At 56.2% G+C, this 18,839-nt stretch carries 15 protein-coding genes; 9 read left to right on the forward strand and 6 right to left on the reverse strand.

Features of this window, described 5'->3' with window-relative positions; translation table 11 throughout:
* The first annotated feature begins 80 nt into the window (after window positions 1–80).
* A complete protein-coding gene (locus METAL_RS12020; RefSeq protein ID WP_005372690.1) occupies window positions 81–638 on the forward strand; it encodes a hypothetical protein in 558 nt (185 codons plus the stop codon).
* On the opposite strand, the gene METAL_RS12025 is transcribed toward METAL_RS12020, so the two are convergent.
* Entirely contained in the window at window positions 620–3,742 is a 3,123-nt protein-coding gene (locus METAL_RS12025) for a TonB-dependent receptor (protein ID WP_005372692.1), read from the reverse strand. The two genes, METAL_RS12020 and METAL_RS12025, sit on opposite strands and share 19 nt — an antisense overlap.
* A gap of 229 nt (window positions 3,743–3,971) precedes the next feature.
* Between METAL_RS12025 and METAL_RS12030 the strand changes: the two genes are divergently transcribed.
* A complete protein-coding gene (locus METAL_RS12030; protein ID WP_005372694.1) occupies window positions 3,972–4,829 on the forward strand; it encodes a hypothetical protein in 858 nt (285 codons plus the stop codon).
* A gap of 257 nt (window positions 4,830–5,086) precedes the next feature.
* Here METAL_RS12030 and METAL_RS20920 read toward each other — a convergent pair whose 3' ends face one another.
* Entirely contained in the window at window positions 5,087–5,263 is a 177-nt protein-coding gene (locus tag METAL_RS20920) for a hypothetical protein (protein ID WP_213069381.1), read from the reverse strand.
* Between the two features lie 330 nt (window positions 5,264–5,593).
* Here METAL_RS20920 and METAL_RS12035 point away from each other — a divergent pair, with 330 nt between their 5' ends.
* Both METAL_RS12035 and METAL_RS12040 read left to right on the forward strand, forming a co-directional pair.
* Window positions 5,594–6,277, forward strand: a complete 684-nt coding sequence (locus tag METAL_RS12035; RefSeq protein ID WP_005372696.1) for a response regulator — start codon at window positions 5,594–5,596, stop codon at window positions 6,275–6,277.
* A gap of 68 nt (window positions 6,278–6,345) precedes the next feature.
* Complete coding sequence (locus METAL_RS12040; protein WP_005372698.1) at window positions 6,346–7,302, forward strand: PQQ-dependent catabolism-associated beta-propeller protein; 957 nt, start codon at window positions 6,346–6,348, stop codon at window positions 7,300–7,302.
* 160 nt (window positions 7,303–7,462) lie between these two features.
* On the opposite strand, the gene METAL_RS12045 is transcribed toward METAL_RS12040, so the two are convergent.
* Window positions 7,463–7,981: a PepSY domain-containing protein gene (locus METAL_RS12045; protein WP_005372700.1), complete on the reverse strand. Its 519-nt coding sequence runs from the start codon at window positions 7,979–7,981 to the stop codon at window positions 7,463–7,465.
* 190 nt (window positions 7,982–8,171) lie between these two features.
* On the opposite strand from METAL_RS12045, the gene argH reads away from it, so the two are divergent.
* Both argH and METAL_RS12055 read left to right on the forward strand, forming a co-directional pair.
* The gene (gene argH / locus METAL_RS12050; RefSeq protein ID WP_005372702.1) at window positions 8,172–9,569 is read left to right on the forward strand and encodes an argininosuccinate lyase; all 1,398 of its coding nucleotides are present in this window, start codon (window positions 8,172–8,174) and stop codon (window positions 9,567–9,569) included.
* 117 nt (window positions 9,570–9,686) lie between these two features.
* On the forward strand, window positions 9,687–12,503 hold the full coding sequence (locus METAL_RS12055; RefSeq protein ID WP_005372703.1) for a class I adenylate cyclase: 2,817 nt from the start codon (window positions 9,687–9,689) through the stop codon (window positions 12,501–12,503).
* A gap of 52 nt (window positions 12,504–12,555) precedes the next feature.
* On the opposite strand, the gene smbP is transcribed toward METAL_RS12055, so the two are convergent.
* Window positions 12,556–12,903 (reverse strand): small metal-binding protein SmbP, encoded by a 348-nt coding sequence (smbP, locus tag METAL_RS12060; protein ID WP_005372705.1) that lies wholly within the window; start codon window positions 12,901–12,903, stop codon window positions 12,556–12,558.
* Window positions 12,904–13,083: 180 nt separating this feature from the next.
* Here smbP and METAL_RS20005 point away from each other — a divergent pair, with 180 nt between their 5' ends.
* Window positions 13,084–15,399, forward strand: a complete 2,316-nt coding sequence (locus METAL_RS20005; RefSeq protein WP_084675403.1) for a M20/M25/M40 family metallo-hydrolase — start codon at window positions 13,084–13,086, stop codon at window positions 15,397–15,399.
* 337 nt (window positions 15,400–15,736) lie between these two features.
* A complete protein-coding gene (locus tag METAL_RS12070; protein WP_005372709.1) occupies window positions 15,737–16,399 on the forward strand; it encodes a lytic transglycosylase domain-containing protein in 663 nt (220 codons plus the stop codon).
* Between the two features lie 8 nt (window positions 16,400–16,407).
* On the opposite strand, the gene METAL_RS12075 is transcribed toward METAL_RS12070, so the two are convergent.
* Together METAL_RS12075 and METAL_RS12080 are read right to left on the reverse strand one after the other, a co-directional pair.
* Window positions 16,408–17,076 carry an alpha/beta fold hydrolase gene (locus tag METAL_RS12075; RefSeq protein WP_157203564.1) on the reverse strand — a complete coding sequence of 223 codons (669 nt, stop codon included), beginning with the start codon at window positions 17,074–17,076 and terminating at the stop codon, window positions 16,408–16,410.
* A gap of 89 nt (window positions 17,077–17,165) precedes the next feature.
* Entirely contained in the window at window positions 17,166–17,672 is a 507-nt protein-coding gene (locus tag METAL_RS12080) for a transcriptional repressor (protein WP_005372711.1), read from the reverse strand.
* A gap of 120 nt (window positions 17,673–17,792) precedes the next feature.
* Here METAL_RS12080 and hemF point away from each other — a divergent pair, with 120 nt between their 5' ends.
* Window positions 17,793–18,710 (forward strand): oxygen-dependent coproporphyrinogen oxidase, encoded by a 918-nt coding sequence (gene hemF, locus METAL_RS12085; protein ID WP_005372712.1) that lies wholly within the window; start codon window positions 17,793–17,795, stop codon window positions 18,708–18,710.
* Window positions 18,711–18,839 lie beyond the last annotated feature (129 nt).

Raw genomic sequence — 18,839 nt, forward strand, 5'->3', positions numbered from 1 at the left:
TAGGCTCATCATGCCTGCGGGCGCGTTGGGTAGACACGAAGCCGATAAACAAACTTTCAACCCAATTTTGGAATGCCGACATGATCAAAAACATCCAATTGACCCCGCACCGTGTGTTCGTCGGATTACTGGCGCTGTCTTTATTGGGCGCTTACATCACCCGCACTGCCCAGGACCATTGCCATTATTATTGGCTGCTCATGCTGTTCGTCCTGGGACTGGCCGCAACCGCGCCGGCTTACCTGGACAACCGGAACGACCGGAAAAGCCTCCAGCCCCGCCTGCTGCACTGGGCCGGCTGCGTATTCGCGACGGTCGTCATTTATGCCTACCACAATGCCGGCAGGCTCTATCATGAGGAAACCGGCCTGCTGATTCTACTGGTCCTGGCAATGGGCGCTTATACCGACGGATTGAAAAGCGGCCGGCGCTTCACGGTGCTCGGCGTTTTTCTGGGCCTGATCGCGCTTTCGGCGGCGTATGTCGATGCTTATCTGGGACCGCTGACGATCGCTGCGGGCGCGGCCGGCACATGGAGTTACCTCGACGGAAAAGCGTTGGAGCAACACTCCGACGGCGAGATGGCCGACGAACAACCCGGCCAAAACGGCACGGCCGGTCAAAGTTCGAACTTGTAATCGAGCCCCACCCAGAAGGCGCGGGGCGCGCCCGGACCGATGAAAGTGCTGTTCTGCCAGTCACGGGAATTGTAATTCCAGCCGCTGGAGCCGATCGCACCCCGCTCCGAAGGCGAGAACGGATTGATGCCGAGGCGCCCCGCCGTCGCGTACCGGCGGTCAAACAAATTATTGACCATACCGAATACCGACAAGCCTTGAGTGATCTGGTAGCGGGTTTTCAAATTGAAAATGGCGTAGCCGGAAACGCTGCCCGCATCGTTGAACGGTTGCCCCCGCAGCAGCAACCGATTCCGGCTGATACTGGTGTCATATCCGTAATAGTAATCGTAAGTTCCCTGGCTATGCGCGTTGTTTTCGTTGCCTCTTACGAAGGACGAGGAATGGGCGATCATATTGATGCCGAACTCCCATTTCGGGGTCAGGTGAAAATTCAACGACGCATTGATATTGTGAAGGGGAATGCCCGGCATGCGGTCGCCCGGCTTGATTTCGATCATGTCGTCCAGCGCGTTCAAAGGCCGTCCCTTGCTGTCGTATTGCACCTGGCTCAAATAATCGTAATCGTCGGGCGCGATCACCGCCGCGCTGCTATTGTGCGGGCTGACCATGACCAGGGGCGACTGGAAGGTCGCATCGGTATAGCCGTAATTCAGGCTGAAGTCGACGATGCCGGCTTTTCCGGAAAAACCGAATTCGATCCCCTGCCGGCGGGTATTGCCGATGGTATCGAAGAAGCTGCGGTCCGGGGTCAGGCCGACCAGATAAATGTCGTCTTCGAGATCGGTACGGTAAACGGCGGCGTTCCACTCCAAATCCCCAAAAAGCTTGCCGCGCATGCCGAATTCGAAGCTGTTGGAAAAAATCTGCGGCAGGAAAGGATCGCCGGAAAGCGCGGTAGGCAGCGTACAGGCGCCGCCCACCGTGGCAAAGCTTTTCGGCGCCAAGGGCGATTCAGGGTCGCCGGGGTTCTCCGGGACCAGGGTTCCGTCATAGGCGCAGCCCAGTTCGACGCTCGACGGCGTACGCGTCCCCTGGCTCCAGTTGAAAAACAGATTCAAATCCTTATAAAAAACCGCCTTGTCCTTAAAAGGCAGGTAACTGATCCCGACCGAAGGATTGAACGAGGTATAGTCGAACGTTTCCGCAGTCGGCGTTTCGCTGTACCGGCCCAATCCCAGCGTCGGATCGAGCGGCTGCCTGACATCCTGATCGAACTCGCCGATATTGTAGTTCGCCTCGGCCGGACAGGTATCCGGATCAGTCCCGCTGCAAAGGATGACATTGGGCCTGACCTTATGGATGTCGAGAATTTGGTGCAGCGCTTCGAAACCGGTGCGCGTCCGGGCCCGAACGCGGTTTTTCACGCGCGTCTGGTTGAAGCGCCCGGAAACGCTGAGATGCAGATTTTCCTTGGGGGAATACGTTTCGCTGAAATAGCCGCTGAATGTCGTGGATTTTCCGGTAAACGAATTGTTGCGGATATCTTCGCGGGCGGCCAGATAAATGGGGTCGATGTTTGCCGGATCGCTGTAGACGCGATGCTCCGCGTCGATCAATCCCAAGCGCTGGCTGGTTTCGAAGTCGGTATCGGCCGCATCGATCGATGCGCCGAACATGAATTTATGCCGATCGCTGTTCCAGTTCAATTGCAGGGAAGCGCCATCCGTCTGCTGCCCGATCTCCGTATTGCTCAACACGCCGATCGGCGTGCCTTCGACCCAGCCCTTGGAAGCGGCGGAGCTTGCGGGCCATGCCTTCCCGTTGCGCGGACGCACCGGCGAACCCGGGCCGCCCGGATTGTTGTAGCGAAGGCGCCCGCATCCTTCGTTTGCGTTTAGCGGCGGCAACAACTCGACATTGTCTTCCGCGAGTTTCCAATTCAGCGGGGCGTTAATGGTGCTGGGGTCGATGACCTCGTATTCGTCGTCGTCGAGATAATCGTCTCCGTTAAGATCTTTAACGAGGTAATAATCCGGAATATTGTCGCGATTGACGTCCTGGTATCGGCAAACGGGCACGGGCTGGCCATTGGCCGTCGGCTGCTCCGGAACCGCCTCCAGCTTGTTTGCGCCCCGGCCTTCGTCCATCTCGTCGAAATCTTCGTAAATATCCCCGGCCAGCGCGGTGCGGCGGCTGTCCCGGCGATAGATCTGGCCGGTCAGGCTCAGATTGTCGCTGAAAAAGAGCTCGCCGCCCAGATTATATTGCTGCAGCTCGTTTTCGGTACGGTCCGGCGAAGTGAACACCGATGCCGGATTTTGATTATACATATCCTTCGGTATCAGGCCGTTGCCGAGCAGCTTGTTGCCGACCGCCAGGGTACTGAAACGCAGCGAAAAATGATCGTCACGCCAATCGAACCGGGCAAAACCTTGATTGACCTGCGAGGGAGAATTGACCCGCCAGCCCGCCTCGTCGAAACCGGTAAACGCGACAAAAGCGCCGAGTTTCCCTTTGTTCCAGCCGGCGGTCAGTTCGCCTTTTTTGCGGTCCCAGGAGCCGCCTTGAAAACTGACATCCACCCCGGCATCGTCGAATCCGTTTTTCGTGCGCAAAGCCAATGCGCCGCCCAGCGTATTCAAGCCGAACAGGGGATTGGAGCCCGGAAACACGTCGAGCCCGGCCAAAGCGTTCATCGGGATGAGGTCCCAGTTGACGACATCGCCGAACGGTTCGTTGACCCTGACCCCGTCCAGAAAGACCGAAAGCCCTTGCGGCGTACCGAGCTGCGGCGAGGCGGAAAAGCCGCGGAAGGTAATGTCCATCTGAAACGGATTGCCCGCATAATCGTTCACGTTGACCGACTGGAGCTTGCCGTTCATCAAATCACCCAGACTGGTCGCCAAGGACGACTTGATGTCTTTGCCGCTCAGCGACTGCACGTTCGCCGGGATTTCTTCCCTGGCTAATTGCAGACCTTCCCACGGCCCGATTCGGGTTAATTTCTCGTCCTCGACGGTCACGGTTTCGAGTTCGTCGGGACCGGGTTCGTCAACGTTTTCGGAAAAAACAGGGCCGGCCCACGCAGTGAACGCAAACAGGCATAACCGGCGCAAACGCCGTCCATACGGTGAAAAAAGGGCGGATTTTGAAGGCAACATAGGACGGCGTGTAAATAATCTCGGAAAGCGGCCGGCTATGATAAAAAGCGGCAAGCCATTCATCACGGGAAATTTTCCCTGTTTATTCAGTGACTTTTTCCCTTCGTTACGAACGGGTCAGCGCGTATGATCGACCGCCTTGTACAGGGACGGATCGATGGGCTCTGCGGACGGGTGAAAGCGAGGCCCGGCCGTAGAGGGTAAACGTTCAATAACAACAGAGAAAATCATGAACAAACACATACTGCACAGCGCCTTGGTCGGCGCGCTATGGCTCGGCTCCACCTCCGCGATGGCCACCGGTTTCGTCGCCTTATCCGAAGAAGGATTCGAAGTCGAGGAAGGGGGACTTTCGGCCTACACGCTTTGCAACCTAACGGGCGAGTTCGGCGCCGACGAGGAAGGCTCCATCCCTCCTACGTTCGCGCCCAATGGCGGAGCCAACAATACCTGCGCCATTCCGAAAATTCCCGACGGCTACAAGCAGATCAAGAATGCCAGGCGTCCCATTGTCCTGAACGGATTCAACAGAAGATTCAGGCGCGTCAAGATCACTATCGGCTTCGTGACCGACCGGGTCTGGCGCAATACGGAAGAGGGCCGCTGCATTTACGGCGCCAAAATCCGCCTGAACAATGTCGATGCCGATCGCATCACACCGGGCAAGCAGTTCTTCGAAATCAACGACATTCTGCGCGGCGGAGTCGAAGGCCGGTCCCCCGAAATCGCTTACTGGTTCACATCGAACGCCGACGAAGTCGTCTACCGCGCAGGGCTGACCAACACCTCGCTGGTTTTCGAGCCGGAAAACGAGAGCGAAGCGCAACCTCTGCTCGACGACGCCCCCATCGACGAAAACTGGGTCGATTTCTCGAGCGATTTGAATTATCGCGACGACGACGGCTCATCTTTCCGGGATTCTCCATGGCTGCTGGTTAAAACCGCCTGTGCTGCCGACGAAAATCCCGTCGTTCTCCCCGGCGCCTTGAAATTCCGCCAAATGGGACAAGAAGGCCAGCCGCTCCTCACAATCGAAGCCAAAGGCTTTGCGCCTGCCGGCGCCACTGCCGAAACGGCAGCGCCGTAAGGCCGCCCGGCATAATCCTAAATTTTTTCATACGGGCCGGCCGACGCCGGCCCATCGGGTTTTAGAGCGTTTTCATAGCGCACACAACGGCAGAATTTTTGACTTCGGCTCCGCTCGACCGACGGATCGCGCTTCCCTATCGCGTACAAGCCGGAAATCGGAAAACCACCGGGCTGAGTGGCTACCCATCCATTTGCCGCCGGAAGACTATCGCTTAATCTTGTATCTTCTTGAATGCCTTTCTTGCGGCCAAGCGGCTATTTTTGTCCCAACAAAAAAATCTGCAGGCGCTTGCGTAGCGCCTGCAGACCGAATGAGAAGAAGACGATTACTGACCCTGATTTCACGGCCTGCCCCGCCATGTCGGCACAAACACGGATGGAAGCCGGAGCGATGAGGGCAGGCAATCGAGTAACAAACGGCCTGTCGCGCATCGCTCACTTCCTTGCCGGGGGGAACATCTTATCTCCGTACGACCGCTCATGAGGAATTACCCAGCATTTCAAGGTTTATGACGACGCAACCATCAGGCCGACCACCCCTCAATAAGTGCTGGGGAGAGTGATTTTAAAAAATTTCCCGAAATCCGGTTAGGGAATTTTTCCTTTAATGATTAAGGAATTTTTCCAGTACGCCTGTATTGAAGATTCAGCCGCTCACGACAGGTTCTCTGCATTGACGCAAGCCAGAAATTAAGGAATTTTTCCTATGGATTTTGTCGCCGATAACAGGGATCATGCGTGCTTATTTTTAAGGGGACGAGCATGCCTGAAAAAATCAGCGTCTTATTGGTAGACGATCATGCGGTGGTAAGAGCCGGCTACAAAACCTATCTCTCCCTGTGCGACAGCATCGGCATGATCTATGAAGCCGACCGCGGCGAGAGCGCTTGCCAGTCATACGACCGGCATCATCCGGACGTGGTGGTGCTGGATATTTCGATGCCCGGCATCGGCGGCTTCGAATCGATCCGCCGGCTCATGCAGCGCGATCCGCGCTGTAAAATCCTGGTATTCAGCATTCACGACGAGCCGATCTATGCCTCCCGGGCATTGAAGGCCGGGGCAAAAGGCTACATCATCAAATCCAGCGTGCCGGACACGCTGATTACCGCCGTTTGCACGATTGCACAAGGCGGCATTTTCATCGCACCGGAATTGGCGCAAAGGGTGGCGATCTCGATGGTAAACGAACAGGACAAAGCCGACAGCATCAAACGGCTTTCGCCGCGCGAGTTCGATATTTTCCGCCTGCTGGTGAACGGCCTGACTCCGCGCGAGATCGCCGAAAGGCTTTGCCTGAGCTACAAGACCGTATGCAATCACAGCACCGCGATCAAAGACAAACTCGAAGTCAAGACGATGGCGGAAATGACTCTGCTGGCCAGCCGCCACGGTTTGATCCAGTCGCCCTATGCCGGCACCGCGGGACCTTTCGAAGCCAGATGACGCGAATTTTCTTTGCGCACCGGGACTGTTCCCGAAAAATACGTTATTCCCTCCCTGTCGGAAATTTTATGAAACGCCTTGTTTATACGATTCTGCTTCTGGCCGGAGGCCCGGCGTACGCTGAAACCCTGTTCGTGACCCTGGAAAAAGACAACGCGCTGGCGGTGGTCGATCCCGTCGAAGGCAAACTGCTGAAAACCGTACCGGTCGGCCAGCGCCCGCGCGGAATCGTACTCGGCAAGGACCAGCGGCATCTTTACATCGCCGCCGGCGACGACGACATACTGCAGATCGTCGATACGGAGACGCTGAAGGTGATCGGCACCCTGCCCTCCGGCGACGATCCGGAAACTTTCGCGATGAACCCCGAAGGCAGCCGGCTCTATGTCTCGAACGAAGACGATAGCCTGGTCACCGCGATCGATATCGCTTCGAAAAAAGCCGTCAAAAAGATCAAAGTCGGAGTCGAACCGGAACCGGTCGCCGTCAGCCCGAATTCGAAATGGGTTGTAAACGCCTCCGAAGCGACCAACATGGTGCACTGGATCGACCAGAAAAGCCTGGAAATCGTCGACAACACGCTGGTCGATACGCGCCCGCGGGGATTGGCGTTTACTCCCGACAGCAAACAGCTATGGGTCACCTCGGAACTGGGAGGCACGGCGACCGTGATCGATACCGAGACGCGCCGGATCGTCAAGACGGTCAAGTTTGAGATTCCGGGCGTGACGCCGGACAATATCCAGCCGGTCGGCGCCGCGATCGACCGGAACCGCAAATGGGCCTATATCGCTTTGGGCCCTGCGAACCGGGTCGCACAGGTCGATGCGGAGACGTTCGAAGTCAAGAATTATTTCCTGGTCGGCCAGCGGGTCTGGAATTTGGCCTTTTCGCCGGATCAGAAACGGCTGTACACGACCAACGGCGTCAGCAACGACATTTCGATCATCGACCTCGAAACGATGAGCGTCCGCCAATCGATCGGAGTCGGCCATTACCCGTGGGGCGTGGCGGTCAAACCTTAAACCTGGCAGTTTTTTTCAAGCCTTTCGGGATCCCGCTCAATCCCGACACTCAAGCAAGAAAAAGAGCGGGACTTTGAGAAATCCCAGCCGATTCAGTCCCTCTCTGGCCGTTCGTACTTCAATAAGCCGCACGAACGGTCCTTTTTTAGGGAGGCGAGCTTTATCTTCTTTCTTCCTTTTCCTCGCCGATTTCCCAGTCTTCGGTCGAGGTTTCGATGATCTTGCCGGTTACCGCATCGACCTCGACCTTGGTTTCGACGCCTTTGTCATCGACGATATCGAACTCGTACGATGGATCGCCGTTATCTTCGATTTCGTACTCGACTTCCTCAATCTTACCGGGATGCGCTTTCAACGCGATGTCGGCCGCTTCCTTCTCGCCGACCTTCATTTTGCTCTTAAACGGTTTGTCGTGCGCTTTGTCGACTTCGCTTTCCTGTTCGGTGATGTTCCCGCTGTTTGCGTCGCACATGAACTCCCATTCCCTGCCTTCGGCATCCCGGATTTCAAGTTCGTACAGCGGCTTGCCGTCAACCTTCAGTTTTTCGAGCTTCAACATATCGCCTTTCTTGATGCCTTGCGCGGCGGCAATGCACTTCTCCAGTCCCGTGTCGACAGCCTGGGCATTGAACGCCGCGGCAGAAGATAGCAGGATGGTACTAAACATGAATTTTTTCATTTCATTTCTCCTGAAATTTCCAGACTTCGGACTGTAACCCATCCGGGGCCTGCCAAGCAATCCGTTTTAGCCGAATTGCGAACTTTGGAGACGAACTAAAGGTATGCAAACCTGCTATAATTCGGCGCATTTTTTGACCGCTCCGGGAATGATCTTCCTCATCCGCCCCTGACTTGACTCCGTTTACTTCATGACCAACGTTAACACCGAAAAACTTTCCAGCGCCCGTTTTGCCGAGGCGACCGATGCCTTCGTCGAAGTTTTCACCGCTTCTGTCGATTTCGACAAACGGATGGCTGCGCAGGACATTCAAGGCTCGATCGCACACGCGAAGATGCTCGCCAAAACCGGCATCCTGACCGATGACGAATGCGCGGCGATCGAACAAGGGCTCACGCAGATCGCCGGTGAAATCGAACGCGGCGAGTTTAGCTGGTCGATCAAACAGGAAGACGTGCACATGAACATCGAGGCGCGGCTGACCGACCTGATCGGCATCGCCGGCAAGAAGCTGCATACCGGCCGTTCGCGCAACGATCAGGTCGCCACCGACATCCGCCTGTATCTGCGCAGCGAGATCGGCCAGATCGAAAACCAGCTGAACTGCCTGCAAACCGCGATCCTGGACCTGGCCGAACCAAACGCCGGCACGATCATGCCCGGCTTCACGCATTTGCAGGTCGCGCAGCCGATCACCTTCGGCCATCATCTGATGGCCTGGTTCGAGATGCTGCAGCGCGACCGGGAACGCTTCCGGGACTGCCTGAAGCGGATCAACGTGATGCCGCTCGGTGCGGCCGCCCTGGCCGGCACCGGCTATCCGATCGACCGCGCCTTGACTGCCGAACTGCTCGGCTTCAGCCGGCCCTCGGCCAACTCGCTCGATTCGGTCAGCGACCGCGATTTCGCGATCGAATTCACGGCGGCCGCCAGCTTGTTGATGATGCATCTGTCGCGCTTCTCCGAGGAGCTGATTCTCTGGTCCAGCGCCCAATTCAACTTCATCGAAATTCCGGACGCGTTCTGCACCGGCTCGTCGATCATGCCGCAAAAGAAAAACCCCGATGTGCCGGAACTGGTGCGCGGCAAGTCCGGCCGGGTGACCGGGCACCTGGTATCTTTACTGATGCTGATGAAAAGCCAGCCGCTCGCCTACAACAAGGACAATCAGGAAGACAAGGAACCGCTGTTCGACACGGTCGATACGGTGATCAATTGCCTGCGCGCCTATGCCGACATGGTGCCGCACATCCGGGCCAAGAAGGACAACATGTACCAATCGGCGAAACAGGGCTTCGCGACCGCGACCGATCTGGCCGATTATCTGGTCCGCAGAGGCATGGCGTTCCGCGATGCGCATGAAGCCGTCGGCCTGGCCGTGCGGCTGGGCCTGACTACGGGGCGCGACCTGTCCGAACTGACGCTCGCCGAACTGCGGCAGTTTTCGCCGCTGATCGACGCCGATGTGTTCGAGTCCCTGACTTTGGAAGGTTCGGTCGCATCCCGCCAACATATCGGCGGCACCGCGCCGGAAACGGTCCGGGAAGCGATACGGACCGCACGGCAAGCCATGGCGGCCGGCTCCTGAAATAATCGAAACGACGGACGGGCTTCAGCCGGACCCAAATCCGCGCACCTTCGTCCATACGCAACGGAAGCCTTTCATGTACTATACTTAAGGAAAAAACTTCCTGAAGACAGCTTCGTGTCAGACCGACGTTCAATCCTACAATCAGACTCTTCCGAAGATCAAATCAGTTTCGACGATCTTCAAGCCATTGCAGACCGGTTTAGAAAATTCCACCATTTCAAACGCGAAAGCATCCGCCACGTTCTGACTCCTTCTCAGCGGCAATTTCTGGATACGCTGCCGCTGGTCCTCGATATCAACGATCCGGCCTTGCCGGGGTTTGTCTCGCCGGCGACGCCGGCCGGCATTTACGGTTATCGGCCCGGCAAACGTGCGCTCGAAGCCGCCCGGCAAATCGGTTCGGACTTCAATTACCGTCCGCAAAAGCACGATAACGGCAAGGCGGCGATAGACGGCCTGTTTCTGATGGGCAGCGTCGGCAGCATCGCTTTCACGCTAACCAGCGATATGGACATATGGTTATGCCACCGGAACGATTTGACCGCGCCGGAATTCGAGGAACTGCAAAAAAAGGCGCAGGGGCTCGAGAATTGGGCCGCCTCGCTGCGCCTGGAAGTGCACTTTTTCCTGATCAACAGCGAGCAGTTCCTGCTTGCCCGGAAAAAACCGGTTTCCGCCGACAGCAGCGGCGAAACCCAGCATTATTTACTGCTTGAAGAGTTCTACCGCACTTCGGTTTATATCGCCGGCAAGGATCTGGCCTGGTGGCTGGTGCCGCCCTGGCGCGAACACGATTACCCGCATTATCTGGCCCAGTTGGTGGAACGCGGCATGATCGACGCGAACCGGATTCTCGACCTGGGCGGTCTGGCTGCCGTTCCCGCCAACGAGTTTCTCGGCGCTACGCAATGGCACGTTTACAAGGCGCTGCATTCGCCTTACAAGTCTTTATTGAAATTGTCGCTAATGGAGTGCTATGCAAGCGAATACCCGCGTATCAACTGGCTGTGCTCGGAAATCAAGCGCGCCGTCTACGAAGGCGAGTTGACCGGTCCGCGAACCGATCCGTATGTGCTGCTTTACCTACGGCTGGAAGACTATCTGCTCAAATCGCAGAGCCCTACGAGACTGGCCCTGATACGGCAGTTTTTTTACCGCAAGGTCAATACGGCCAGCGGAAATCTCGGGCAGAGCGGCGCTCTGTCCGCATGGGAGGACTATTTTCGCGAGCTCTCCCCGAGCTGGCATTTGCAGGATCCGCCGCCTGTCGCACCGATCGAACCGGGCGCGTGGGGCATTGAAGATCTCTTGGCCGAAAATACCCGGATCATCAGCCAATTGACGCTTTGTTACAACAAAATCATTCAATTAATCTACGAACATATCCAATCAGAAATCCCGCAAAAAAACGACATCAAGCTGCTGGCGAGAAAACTGAGCGCATTTTTCGAGCCCAAGCAAGGCAAAATAGAGATCGTCACCGGCTCAGGAAACGAGCTCCCGGCCAAACCCGATCTGACGATCGTCGAGGACCGGTCCGACCCGACAAATCCCGAATGGCGCCTGTTCTGCGAAAGAAAAAACCGGCAGGATGCCGCCTTGCGGGTCCCGCTTTACCACCGGCCGACCTTGATCGAGCTCTTATGCTGGATTAGCGTAAACAGATTTTACCGCCAGGATGCGCCTGTCCGCTGCAACGCCGAATCGATTCGTCCAACCCACGGCGAACTAAGCGCAATCCTTGAACATCTGGGCCGTTTTTTCAAAAACTATTTCGACTTCTCCGATTCGCTCGGCAATTATGCCGCCCACAACAGCCTGACGCATTCGCTGCTGATCATCAATATCGGTCAAACGCCGCAAACCGAAACGGGCCGATTTGCCGCGCCGGTCCGAGGCAATCCGTTGAGCTGCGGCGCATCGCGCGAATGCTTGGTAGAAACGGTCGACCGGATATCTATCAGCCACTGGAATGAAATCCTGACCCGCCACGAACAGGGGATTGAAGGATTGTGCAATTGTCTGATCGAGATTGTGAACGAAACGCTGCAATCGGGAGCCGGCAACCGGCTGACGGTCGTTTGCGAAACGCCCCGGCATGGGCGACGCATCATCCGGCGTATCGAAAAGCTGTTTGAGGATCTGCGCGAACTCCATTGCAGCGGTCCGGAAAATCCCGCCCCCCGTTATCTGATGGCGGGCAGCGACCGCTATTTCGTGTTTTCACGCCAAAACGGTCTTTTGCAGTATCAGCAGGCCGACGATGAAGCCCGGCTCATTGAAATACTGAACGGTCCGAGAAAGCTTTACGGGTCGGTGACGTTCGATGCGGAGGTGCTGGAGAAAACGCCCATTCCGGCCATTTACCGGGAAAATCTGCCTCACACGGTGCAATGTTTCATCTTGCAGGAAAACAACGGCGCCCGGATATACGTACTGGATGAGAAAGGCTCGCTGTATATTCGCAAGCATTCGGATGCGGATACGCTCCAACTGGTCAACCAGTACGCCCGCTTCCTGCATTCCCTTCTCTCCAGGAAAACCACCGAAGCCGCCGCGATGCAGTTTTATCAAATCGACAAACGGCATGAGACCGGCTGGCAATGCCATACGGTACCGTTCCATTTGCCGATGGGCCATGACCGGAATCCTTTGAGCATTTCCGGCACCTGTCTGGGCAGCGACGACCTCGTCACCGTACGTTGGAACGGAGAAGAATTCAACTCCCGGCAATACGGCAACCGCCTGTTTCAAACCGTCAGCGAACGGATCATCGAGTTCAGGAAAAACGGCCAAACTTATCCTGTTTATATTACCGAGCTCAACCTGTCCCCTTCCGCGTTCGGGCTGGCTGGAAGCGATGCCTTACAAACGCTGCATTTTCTCGAATACAAGGAAAAAATCGAGGCGCAGCTTAACGGTAAACGATAGCCTCTTTTCAAGGGCGGCCGCATCCTCAGCCGCCCTGTCTCAATAGAGACGCTTATTTATTGCCCTGTTTCAGGTGTTCGACCGCTTCCTCGGCCGCTTTCGTGGCTTGCGACTCATGTTCCGCGCCCATCTTTCCGTGTTCGATCGCCGATTCCAGCGATTTGACCCCGGCATCGATATGGGTCTTGGATTCGCCTTTGGCGACCTCCGAAGCGGCGCGGGCGTGTTTCAAGGCCTCTGTCGCATGCTCCACCAACACGGATGCATGTCCGGCCTTGCCATGAGTCACGGCCTGTTGAGCGTGATCCAATGCCGCGGCGGCGTGCTCCTCGGCAACTGCGAACGAGGCAGATCCCAGCAGCATCAATAGCCCAAGGCCCAACAACTTTATTCTGTTCATTTTTTACCTCCCAAAGTAAAAACAATCCGTCTGCCGGCCTCCGTCAAAAACGGCCGGAAAAACCTCGTTGGTACACGTTCAAACGCTTCTGAAGCGTACGGGTTCGACAATTTCATAAATTGTCAGTTCCGAAGCAGCCGTTTAAACTTGACTCTCCGTCCATGCTTCTCCTGATCCGACATGTACCAACGACTTGCCCTACAACAAGCTTTTGCTATCGTTCTGGCCTGGACGCTAGCGTTTTGGGCATGCAGCCGAATGCTGACCCCGCCGGACATCGTACAGGAACCGGAAGCTTTCGCTTATTCGGCCGAACGTGCGCTTTCGCATGTGCGGCATATCGCCGCCGAACCGCATCCGGTCGGCTCCCCGGCGCATGCGGCGGTCGCCGGCTATCTGCTCGAACAAATCGCCGCCCTCGGTTATCGGGCCGAGATACAGGAAACGCTCGCTTCGGCACGATTCTACCGCCCAGAATCATTCGTCAAAGCAGCGCGGATCAAAAACATTCTGGTGCGCGTAGCCGGAAAAACCCATCAAGACGCCGTGCTGATCGCGGGACATTACGATTCGGCCGAAAGCGCGCCGGGCGCCGCTGACGACGGCGCGGCGGTCGCCTCGATGCTGGAAGTCCTGCGGATCCTGAAGCAGAGCGCTCCTCTCCAAAACGACCTGATCTTTTTATTTTCCGATGCCGAAGAATTGGGGCTTTTAGGCAGCCGGGCGTTTGTCGAACGGCATCCGTGGGCGAAGGATTGCCGGATCGCGCTCAATTTCGAAGCGCGCGGCAACAAAGGGATGCTTTTGATGTTCGAGACCAGCGAACCCAACGCCCGGCTGGTCGAACACTATGCAGAGGCCGCGGTGCAACCGTTCGCCTCGTCGCTGATGTTTTCGTTCTATAAAAAGCTGCTGCACAACGACACCGACTTCAGCGTGTTCCGGGAAGCCGGCATTTCCGGAATGAATTTCGCGTTCATCGAAGGCGGGACCGATTACCATACCCGGCTCGACAATCCGGAACGCCTGGACGTGCGCACCTTGGCTCTGCAAGGCCGCAACATGCTGCAACTGGCCCGGCATTTCGCCGATGCCGATCTTTCCGTTCCGGGCCGAGAAGGCAGCCTCGGTTATTTCAACCTGCCTTTCGGCAAATTATTCCTCTTTTCGCTGGACGATCATTTTCCGTTGCTGGCAACTGTCGTGCTCCTGGTGTCGTTTTTACTGCTCGCCATCGCCGAAGCCGTCCATCGCCGGCGCAGGATCGGACATTATTTTCTGCAGCCGGGCATTTTTCTGCTGCAGATCGGTTTGATCGCGCTCATCAATTATGCCTTCCATGCCGGCCTGATGCAGGTCTACGGAAATTATCGCCGGCTGCCGGAACCGTACAATGCGGAATGCTATTTTTTTGCGGCCTGCGGCCTCACCACCGCTTCATTCATGCTGCTGCATGCGGGCCTGCGCCGGTGGATCGAGCTGCGCGAATATGCGGCGGCCGTGCTGTGCATCTGGCTCGCCGCCGGCATTTATCTGGCGCTGGCATTTCCGGGCGGCGTGTTTTTTACCGGGGTTCCCGGATTTATGATGGCCGTCGCCTGGACGTTCGGCCTGTTTCTGACCGGCATGGGTATAACCCTCATCGCCGGCCTGTGTTCGGCTGCCGTCTGGATCATGGTCGCACCGACGCTTTATCTGGCCCATCATGCGCTCGGCTTCCACGCCGATCCGCTGCTGATGGCGATCGTTGCAGCGACGCTGGCATTGGTTTCCCCCGCCCTGGAGCCGCTTTATCATGCATTCGGCCGGAAACTGCCGGCCCTATTCCTGGCCGCGTCATTGATTTTATTGATCCGGGCGGACCGTCTTGCCGGTTTCAGCCCGGACCGGCCGCAGCCCGACAGCATCGTTTATGCGTGGGACAGCGCCTCGAACACGGCGCGCTGGCTCAGTTACGACGCCGAACCCGACGACTGGACCCGGCAATTTCTGGGTTCGAAGCCTGAAGTCAGCCGCACGGGCATTTTCGAAGATTTCGTTCATGCCGAACGCCTGCTCGTCCGGGAAACCGCTCCCGTCCGGCTGGCCGCGCCCGATGTCAGCATCGCGGAAGAACGTCTCCTGAAGGAAAAAAACTATCTGGACGTCCGTATTCGGTCGCGGCGCGATGCTCCGCTGATCCGCTTAAAGTCCCCAAATCTTGACGAGGCGGTTCAAATTTATGCCGACAGTCAATTGATTTATCAAAAAGATGCTTCCGGTTCGCCGCTTGAATTTATCGAATTCCACGGGCTTGGCTCCGAAGAGGCCGAGTTTGGATTTGTGCTGCCGGCCGATGAGCGAATGAAAATGCTGGAAATTATCGAAATTCGTCGCGATCTGGACGAAATCTGGCAAAAAAACTGGAAAACGCGCCCGGAAAGCACGATTCCGAGACGTGCATGGTCGTCGTTGCCGGTGGATGCGGTGATTTTGCGCCGATTTTATCCCCTTTGAATAGAGGCTCGCCAACACCTATTCGTATCGCCCGGTTAAAAAATAAGTACTTAAAATTTAATAATTTGACAGACAATTTTTATGCCAATTCTATACCGTGATTGAATCCGACCCTGCTCTTTCTCACCGCACGAACAGGGCTCGGAAGTTTGCACCGGCCACCGTAATGCGATAAGCTGCCTCGTCCTGAGAACCCGGCGAGCCTGTTATCGAAACTTATTTTTTTCTTATTTTTCAAGTAATTGTCATGACTCTTTTGCTTGATATTGCCGTTCAATCCGGAGGCTGTCCAGCGGTGTGGCGCTGAGACGGCATCCTTAAAACCAAGAGGCCGAATATGCGAACTCAAATCTTGCTGAAGCGCGCTTACCACGATACCGTTACCATCCCGATGCTGTTTCTGATCGGCGCAGGTCTTACTCAACAACCTTCGCGGATCGTTGCACCAACCTTAAAAATCGACGCGAACGACGCTCATGAATTTCCGAAAGAAGCGATCAACATCGATCCGAATAATTTAAAAATCAAGGCATTGTCAGGATACATCAAGGAACGCTTCAAAATTTCCGAAAACAAGGCGGCAACGATCGTTTCCGAAGCGTTCCGGAACGGTTTGAAACAAGGGCTGCAGCCCGAGTTGATCCTGGCCGTAATCGCGGTCGAGTCGAAATTCAAGGAAAAGGCGGTCAGTCCGGCCGGTGCGCGCGGCCTGATGCAGGTTCTGGCCAAGGCTCATCCGAAAAAAGTCAAAAGGCTCGGCGGCCTGCCCGCTTTGTACGATCCGCGTAAAAATATTTCGCTCGGCAGCCATATCCTGGCGCAGTACAAAGACGTCAGCAACGGCAATATCCGGCGTACCTTGCTGCGTTATAACGGAAGCCTGAGCAAAGGCTCGCGCTATCCCGACAAGGTAATGCGCATCTACAAGCAGATGAAAACGACGGCCCGCCTGACCGAACAACTCCAGTTGGCGCAAGCCAGCCGGATTACCGTTCATTAACAAGCGGCTTATTTGACAAAGCGCCCATGCTGTATGAAATGCAACGCCTGGCGGATAACCGGGTCGCGCCACATGATGAAGGTGTGGGAATAAGGCAGCACGATAAAATCGCGCATTCCTTCGACCTGCGTCCGGCCGACCGCCACCTTGCCGTCGTTCGAATCCCGAAACAGCAGCGACAGCAAAGGATTGACCGTTCTGTCGCCGGCGATCACGCCGACTTCGAAATCGACTCTGCCGAGCCGGTTCGGCAGGCTGTCATACCCCGTGCCGAGCTGTAGCCCGGCCGGACCATTGAGCAGATAGAACAGCCGCCAGCCGCCCAGTTTATCGACAATCTCGCTGCCCCCGTTCGGCGGCGCCAGCATCACTACCCGCCCCAGCTTCTCGATCGGCTCGACCGACAGGTAGTAGCGAACCAATATCCCGCCCATCGAATGGGTCAGGAAATGAATCTTGCCGACTCCGGCGGCCTCGCATTCCCGCACCGCCCGCCCGATACACGCCAGCGCCAGCGGCTCCACGGCCTGCCGGGTGGACGGATAGTCGAGATTGACGATTTTGTAACCGAAATCCGCCAGCAGCCTGCCCGCCTTTTCCATGCTGCGGCGGGTGCGTTTCAGTCCGTGCAGCAATATAATCGCTTCGGAATCTTTTTCAATCGCCGTCAAAAACATGTCTTTCTTTGGCTTCCGCCCGAATGATTCCATCAATCGGTCCCACAAGTTCCGGTTCATCGCGAAAGAAGCGGAAGCGAGTCTGTAATCTATCCCTGCGCCTCCGTCTCTTTAGAGCACTTGGCGCAGATTCCGTGAATTTCGATCGCTTTGCTGTGGGCGATGAAGCCGGCCTGATCGATTTCGGACGACAGCGCGTCCATCACCGCGGGCGCGGAGCGCTCTTCGACTTCGTGGCACTCTTTGCAGATCAGCAATAATTGCTCGTGCTGCTGGCCGGAATAATGACAGCCGATAAACGCATTCAGGCTTTCGATCCGGTGGATCAGTCCCTGTTCGATCAAAAAATCGAGCGCCCGGTAAATCGTCGCCGGTTTGGCTTCCTGCTTCAAAGGCTTCAGGCGGTCCAGCAGCTCATACGCTTTGACCGCTTGGTGGCTTTCCCAGATCAGTTTCAAAACCTGCAGGCGGATCGGCGTCAATTGCACGCCGCGCACCACGCAAAGCTGCTCGGCGGTGTCCAGGGCGGCGCTGACGCATTGAGTATGATCGTGTTTTGCCGAGGCATGGGCGGATGAGGAAGAAGACGAGCGCATGAGAGGGCGAATGGACTTAACAAAATTGTGATAATATAACATATTCACTAGATAGTGTCCGTTTTCTGAGTACGATAACCTGTCAGCCGTAATTCACCTCGTCCTACCCTAAAAATAAGCATGAAAATTCGCCGAATTGAAGCCGTAAAAGACTATTTGCTAAACCTCCAGGATCGAATCTGCGCCGCGCTTGAGCAGGAAGAGGATGGCGCCGCGCACTTTGCCGAGGATCTTTGGGAGCGTGCCGAAGGCGGCGGAGGCAGAACGAGGGTCCTGGCAGGCGGTTCCGTTTTCGAACAGGGCGGCGTCAATTTCTCGCATGTCTCCGGCTTCAAGCTGCCGCCGTCGGCCACGGCCAAGCGCCCGGAACTGGCCGATCGGCAGTTTCAAGCAATGGGCGTCTCCTTGGTCATTCATCCGAACAATCCTTATGTACCGACCTCGCATGCGAACGTGCGTTTTTTGATTGCCGAAAAGGCTGGAGAACCGGACGTGTGGTGGTTCGGCGGCGGCTTCGATCTGACGCCTTTTTATCCGTTCCGGGAAGACGTGATCCATTGGCACCAAACAGCCAAAGCCGCTTGCGAGCCGTTCGGAGAAACGGTGTATCCCGCTTATAAGAAATGGTGCGACGAGTATTTCTACCTGAAGCACCGCAACGAAACCCGTGGCGCCGGAGGGCTGTTTTTCGACGATCTGAACGAAGGGGGTTTCGATCGTTCGTTCGCATTCATGCAAAGCGTCGGCAACCATTATCTTCCGGCCTATCTGCCGATCGTGCAGAAGCGCAAGTCAACACCTTACGGCGAGCGGGAGCGCGAATTCCAACTCTACCGGCGCGGGCGCTATGTCGAATTCAACCTGGTCTACGACCGGGGCACGCTGTTCGGCCTGCAGTCGGGCGGACGGACCGAATCGATTTTGATGTCGATGCCTCCGGTGGCGCACTGGCGCTACAATTGGCGGCCCGAACCCGGCAGCCAGGAAGCGGTACTTTACGACCAGTATTTGAAGCCGCAAGACTGGCTAGAAAATTAACCTTAACTATTTAATGGTTATTACATTTTAAACTTGCACAAGGATTATAGGCAACTTAAGATAACCCCACATTAACCCCGTCATTCGAAATCAATCTGCTGGATGAGAGCTTCGCGTTTGTCATCGGCG

The sequence above is a fragment of the Methylomicrobium album BG8 genome (assembly GCF_000214275.2).
GTDB lineage: Bacteria > Pseudomonadota > Gammaproteobacteria > Methylococcales > Methylomonadaceae > Methylomicrobium > Methylomicrobium agile.

Coding starts and splice junctions, on each gene's coding strand:
- METAL_RS12020 (WP_005372690.1), top strand. CDS start 81: ATGATCAAAAACATCCAATTGACCCCGCACCGTGTGTTCGTCGGATTA.
- METAL_RS12025 (WP_005372692.1), bottom strand. CDS start 3,742: ATGTTGCCTTCAAAATCCGCCCTTTTTTCACCGTATGGACGGCGTTTG.
- METAL_RS12030 (WP_005372694.1), top strand. CDS start 3,972: ATGAACAAACACATACTGCACAGCGCCTTGGTCGGCGCGCTATGGCTC.
- METAL_RS20920 (WP_213069381.1), bottom strand. CDS start 5,263: ATGCGCGACAGGCCGTTTGTTACTCGATTGCCTGCCCTCATCGCTCCG.
- METAL_RS12035 (WP_005372696.1), top strand. CDS start 5,594: ATGCCTGAAAAAATCAGCGTCTTATTGGTAGACGATCATGCGGTGGTA.
- METAL_RS12040 (WP_005372698.1), top strand. CDS start 6,346: ATGAAACGCCTTGTTTATACGATTCTGCTTCTGGCCGGAGGCCCGGCG.
- METAL_RS12045 (WP_005372700.1), bottom strand. CDS start 7,981: ATGAAAAAATTCATGTTTAGTACCATCCTGCTATCTTCTGCCGCGGCG.
- argH (WP_005372702.1), top strand. CDS start 8,172: ATGACCAACGTTAACACCGAAAAACTTTCCAGCGCCCGTTTTGCCGAG.
- smbP (WP_005372705.1), bottom strand. CDS start 12,903: ATGAACAGAATAAAGTTGTTGGGCCTTGGGCTATTGATGCTGCTGGGA.
- METAL_RS20005 (WP_084675403.1), top strand. CDS start 13,084: ATGTACCAACGACTTGCCCTACAACAAGCTTTTGCTATCGTTCTGGCC.
- METAL_RS12070 (WP_005372709.1), top strand. CDS start 15,737: ATGCGAACTCAAATCTTGCTGAAGCGCGCTTACCACGATACCGTTACC.
- METAL_RS12075 (WP_157203564.1), bottom strand. CDS start 17,076: ATGTTTTTGACGGCGATTGAAAAAGATTCCGAAGCGATTATATTGCTG.
- METAL_RS12080 (WP_005372711.1), bottom strand. CDS start 17,672: ATGCGCTCGTCTTCTTCCTCATCCGCCCATGCCTCGGCAAAACACGAT.
- hemF (WP_005372712.1), top strand. CDS start 17,793: ATGAAAATTCGCCGAATTGAAGCCGTAAAAGACTATTTGCTAAACCTC.